This is a genomic window from Streptomyces sp. NPDC059718, assembly GCF_042733315.1.
Lineage (GTDB): Bacteria > Actinomycetota > Actinomycetes > Streptomycetales > Streptomycetaceae > Actinacidiphila.
On the sequence record NZ_JBHWGA010000119.1, the window covers coordinates 1 to 4177 of the forward strand.

General features: G+C 66.7%; 5 protein-coding genes and 2 pseudogenes. 4 read left to right on the forward strand and 3 right to left on the reverse strand.

Annotated features, from left to right (window positions below; all coding sequences use genetic code 11):
* On the reverse strand, positions 1–463 hold a 463-nt coding region (locus tag ACFV3E_RS46430), incomplete at its 3' end, for a hypothetical protein (RefSeq protein WP_500542567.1).
* Positions 464–526: 63 nt separating this feature from the next.
* On the opposite strand from ACFV3E_RS46430, the gene ACFV3E_RS46435 reads away from it, so the two are divergent.
* On the forward strand, positions 527–733 hold the full coding sequence (locus tag ACFV3E_RS46435) for an SDR family oxidoreductase (protein WP_500542573.1): 207 nt from the start codon (positions 527–529) through the stop codon (positions 731–733).
* A 328-nt stretch (positions 734–1061) separates the two neighbouring features.
* Complete coding sequence (locus tag ACFV3E_RS46440) at positions 1062–1727, forward strand: peroxiredoxin-like family protein (RefSeq protein ID WP_500542569.1); 666 nt, start codon at positions 1062–1064, stop codon at positions 1725–1727.
* Between the two features lie 260 nt (positions 1728–1987).
* On the opposite strand, the gene ltrA is transcribed toward ACFV3E_RS46440, so the two are convergent.
* Both ltrA and ACFV3E_RS46450 read right to left on the reverse strand, forming a co-directional pair.
* Positions 1988–3118 (reverse strand): group II intron reverse transcriptase/maturase, encoded by a 1131-nt coding sequence (gene ltrA / locus ACFV3E_RS46445; RefSeq protein WP_500542571.1) that lies wholly within the window; start codon positions 3116–3118, stop codon positions 1988–1990.
* 52 nt (positions 3119–3170) lie between these two features.
* Positions 3171–3248: pseudogene (locus ACFV3E_RS46450) on the reverse strand (ATP-binding protein); the annotation flags it as partial.
* A gap of 142 nt (positions 3249–3390) precedes the next feature.
* Between ACFV3E_RS46450 and ACFV3E_RS46455 the strand changes: the two are divergent.
* Together ACFV3E_RS46455 and ACFV3E_RS46460 are read left to right on the forward strand one after the other, a co-directional pair.
* Positions 3391–3510, forward strand: a pseudogene (locus tag ACFV3E_RS46455) (transposase family protein); the annotation flags it as partial.
* Positions 3511–3573: 63 nt separating this feature from the next.
* Positions 3574–3987 carry a transposase gene (locus ACFV3E_RS46460; protein WP_500542575.1) on the forward strand — a complete coding sequence of 138 codons (414 nt, stop codon included), beginning with the start codon at positions 3574–3576 and terminating at the stop codon, positions 3985–3987.
* Positions 3988–4177: the final 190 nt, after the last annotated feature.

A 4177-nucleotide genomic window follows, 5' to 3' on the forward strand; every position in this document is an offset into this window, starting at 1 on the left:
CGACACCGACCCACCCCATGAGCTCCAGGCCCTGATCGACGCGGTGACCACCGGACACGGCATCGACCTTTACCTCCGGATTTAACGAACTACCGTTAACTTCGAAGACCCGGATTTTCCCCACGCGGCCCAGGCCGCGAGGATCACCCACTACCGCACCGACCTCAAGACCGGGCGGCTGACCCGGCAGACCGTCTACGCGATCACCGACCTGACCCACCGGCAGGCATCGTCCCAGCGGATCGGCGACCTCGCCCGCTCGCAGTGGACCATCGAGAACCGGCCCCACTTCGTACGCGACACCGCCTTCCGTGAAGACGCCTCCAAGGTCCGCACGGGGCGCGGCCCGGAGAACATGGCCACCCTGCGCAACCTGGCGATCAACACCCTTCGCGACCACGGGCACCGCAGCGTCGCCGCTGGCCTCCTCCAGATCCCCTGACCAGCACCGCAGCATGATCACCAGGACTTTGAATCAACCCTGAGTTCCAGGTAGTGAGCAAGAAGAGCAACACGAGCAAGCGGTATACGGCCGAGTTCTCGCCCCGGCTATGACCGAGCGCGGCAAGGGCGCGATCGTCAACATCGGAATGATGGTCGCCGAGTTCGGTGCCGCCGGTATGGCGCTACGACCCCGAGCAAGGCCGCGCTCAACCTGCCGACCAAGGCATGGGCGGCCGAGTACGGACCACGCGGCATCCGCGTCAACTCCGTCATCCCCGGCCCACCCTGACCGAGAGTACGGCAGCCATGGGTGAGCAGCTCAACCAGCCGGCCGCCCTCGCGCTCGCTGGCCAGTCCGGGACGGCTCAGGGGATCGTCTTCGCCATGGTCTACCTCGCCAGCGACGCCGCCGCCTTTGGACACAGGGCCGTGCTCGCGGTCGACGGCAGCTGCATCGCATCTCCAGAGGCCCGAGTCGTCCCGGGCGACCGGACCCACAGAATGGAGTTGACACTCCAGAAAGGTCGTGCCACGATCCGTGAATACTCCATTTCCTGGGTACGGCGCCCGGCGCCGAGCCCGCGTCCCCCTCACTCCTCTGACACGAAAGGTCCTCCATGAGCAGCACCCAGACGATCGCCGAGCAGGTCGTGACGTTCAACGAGAACATAGCCACTCAGGCGCCCGCCGAGGTTATGGCCCGATTTGCCGAGGAGCAGAACAACCTCGACGCGGCTGGCATCCCCCCCGGCGTCGCCCAGAGCGGTACCGCCATACCCGACGGTGACTTACTCGATGTGCACGGTGCCGCGACCAGCCTGGCCAAGGCCCGCGACGGCAAGCCAGCCGTCGTCGTCTTCTACCGCGGCGCGTGGTGCCCCTACTGCAACATCGCCCTGCGCACCTACCAGGAGCAAGTTGTCCCGGTCCTGGCTGAGCGCGGTATCGAGCTGGTCGCGGTCAGCCCGCAGAAGCCGGACGGTTCGCTGTCCGCCAAGGAGACCAACGAGCTGACCTTCTCCGTGCTGTCCGACCCGGGCAACCAGCTCGCCACCGCCCTGGGCATCCTCACCCATCCCAGCGACGGTGTCCGCGAGTCCCAGGCCGCGTTCGGCCTCGACGTGGCCAGCGGCAACAGCGACGGCACCGCCAACATTCCGATGCCTACGACCGTCCTGGTCGACGCCGACGGCACGATCCGCTGGATCGACGTTCACCCCAACTACACCACCCGCACCGAGCCGCAGCAGATCCTCGACGCCGTCGCGTCATTGCTCAGCTAACCCCTACCCGCGCGGGGACCGGGACACCTCCCCCCCGGGCCCGGTCCACGCGGCAGCGTCATGCCGCAGGAGGCCAAGAAGCTTAGTAGGGTCGGGGACTGGCGCGGTGGCCGATGCCCCGTTTCCAGCCCCCGCCGCTTCAAACCGTGCATGCAGTTCTCCCGCACACGGCTTTCCGACATCGTTCACCGGCTGGCATGCGCCGTTGCCCTGTGCACGTTTTCGGTAAGACGGTAGACACCGAGCCGAGTGATCCACCCCTACGTAAATCGGGTGGCCCAGTTCCTGCCCGCAAGTCCGTGTTTCGCGCTGGCAAAGATCGCCAGGCGCTCGTGGACATAGCCGTCGACCACGTCGAACTTCCGCCCGGAACTACCGTTACGGAAGTACGCAGACCAGCCCCGCAGGACCGGGTTGAGATCGGCGACCACGGCGGATACCGGTCGCTCAGTCTTCGAACGAGCGGTCGCCGCACGGACTTTGTCCCGCAGTACCCGCATCGCTCTGGCCGAGGGCCAGCGTTGCAAGTAGTATCTGGATTCTATCTTCCGGTGGTGGAAGCCGAGAAAGTCGAAGCCCTGCCCACCTCGGGTGAGGCAGACGATGCCGGTCTTCTCGGAGTGCAATCGCATCCCGAGCTGCTCCAGCACCCGTGTCGCCAATTCATGGGCCTGCTCGGCCCGTTGCTCCGTCGGCGACAGAACTACGAAATCATCGCAGTACCTCACCAGCGTCCCCAGCCGGCAACCTTCGTTCTGCCACGCCTCGACGAGAACGTGCAGCGCGATATTTGCCAGCAATTGGGAAATCGGTGAGCCCTGAGGCGTTCCCGCCCCGGTAGGCGAGGTCACCCCGCCCTCCAGGAATCCCATCCGCAGCCAGGCCCGGATCAGCTTCAGCATCGGCCGGTCCACCACACGCCGCGCCACTTGGGCCATCAGCGCCTCATGGTCGATCGTGCCGAAGCAGTCGCGGATATCGGCCTCGAACACCCACTCCCGCCGCTGGTTCGCGGCGACACGCACTGCTTCGCACGCGTCGACCGCGGACCGCTTCGGCCGAAACCCATAGCTCGCCTCGGTGAACTGGGCCTCGAATACTGGTTCAATGACCAGTTTCGCAGCCGTCATCACCGCGCGGTCCGCCACGGTGGGGATCGATAGTGGCCGGAACTCCCCCGGCCGCCCCGGTTTGAGAATCTGGACCCGTCGCAGCACTGACGGACGATACGCATGCGCCCGCAGTCTCTGCGAAAGGTCCTCGAGGAATGCATCCACCCCCGAGGACTCCACCGCGTCGACGGTCATGCCGTCCACGCCGGGGGCACCGCGGTTTGCGCACACACAGGCCCACGCCCGCCTCAGAACGTTCCATGCGGTGGACATGGTCATACAGGGCGTGAAACCGGCGTCCGGGTTCTTGCTTGGCACCGCCGGTAAAGCGTCCGTTGCCCGGGACGACCTCGCAGTGGTGCAGAAGGCGGTCGAGGATCGCGGTGGCCAGGACCTCGTTCCCATCGACGCTCCGTCACGGGTAGCGGGACTGTCAGCGAGTGTGTGATGACCTCGTACGGATTATGTCTCCGCACCTGGATGTGGTGCGGGTGGAACGGGTGTGGTCGGCGGGTGGCGTGGTCCGTATAGCCGCCCGTACCTGCGAGTTGATGGTGGCGTGTCCGGGCTGCGGGCGCGAGTCGGCGCGGGTACACAGCCGGTATTCCCGCACGCTGGCCGACGTCGCTGTCGGTGGACGCCCGGTGCTAATCAGTCTGATGGTGCGGCGGTTGTTCTGTGACAGTCCGAGCTGTGGTCGGCGGACGTTTGCCGAGCAGGTAGAGGGGCTGACGGTGCGCTACCAGCGTCGCAGTCCGCTGCTCCAGCATCTGGTGGAGATGGCCGGGGTGCTGCTCGCCGGCCGTGGCGGGGCGCGGCTCCTGCACATCTTGAAGGTGCCGCTGTCGCGGACGAGTGTGCTGTTCCAGCTGATGCGCATGCGACTGCCCTCGGTCGCGACACCGCGGGTGCTGGGCGTGGACGACTTCGCGTTGTACACGGACGTCCACGGCACACTGCTGGTGGATGCAGACACGCGACTGCCGATCGAGCTGTGGGCCGGGCGTGACGCCGAGCAGATGGCCGCCTGGCTGCGCACGCACCCCGGCGTCGAGGTGGTGTGCCGGGACGGTTCACTGGTCTACCGGCAGGGCATCACCGAGAGGGCCCCGGACGCGGTGCAGGTCAGCGACCGCTTTCACCTCTGACAGGGACTGTCGAAACGGGTCTCGGACGTCGCCGCCGCCCACCGCGGATGCCTGTCCGCCGCAGTACCTGAATCCCATCCGGCCTCACCACCGTCGGCCGAACGGTCCGAGGCGGCCGATACTCCCGCCCGCCGTCACGCCAAGCGGCTGTTCGAGGCGGTGCACGCTGTCTCCGATCCCAGCCGCTCAC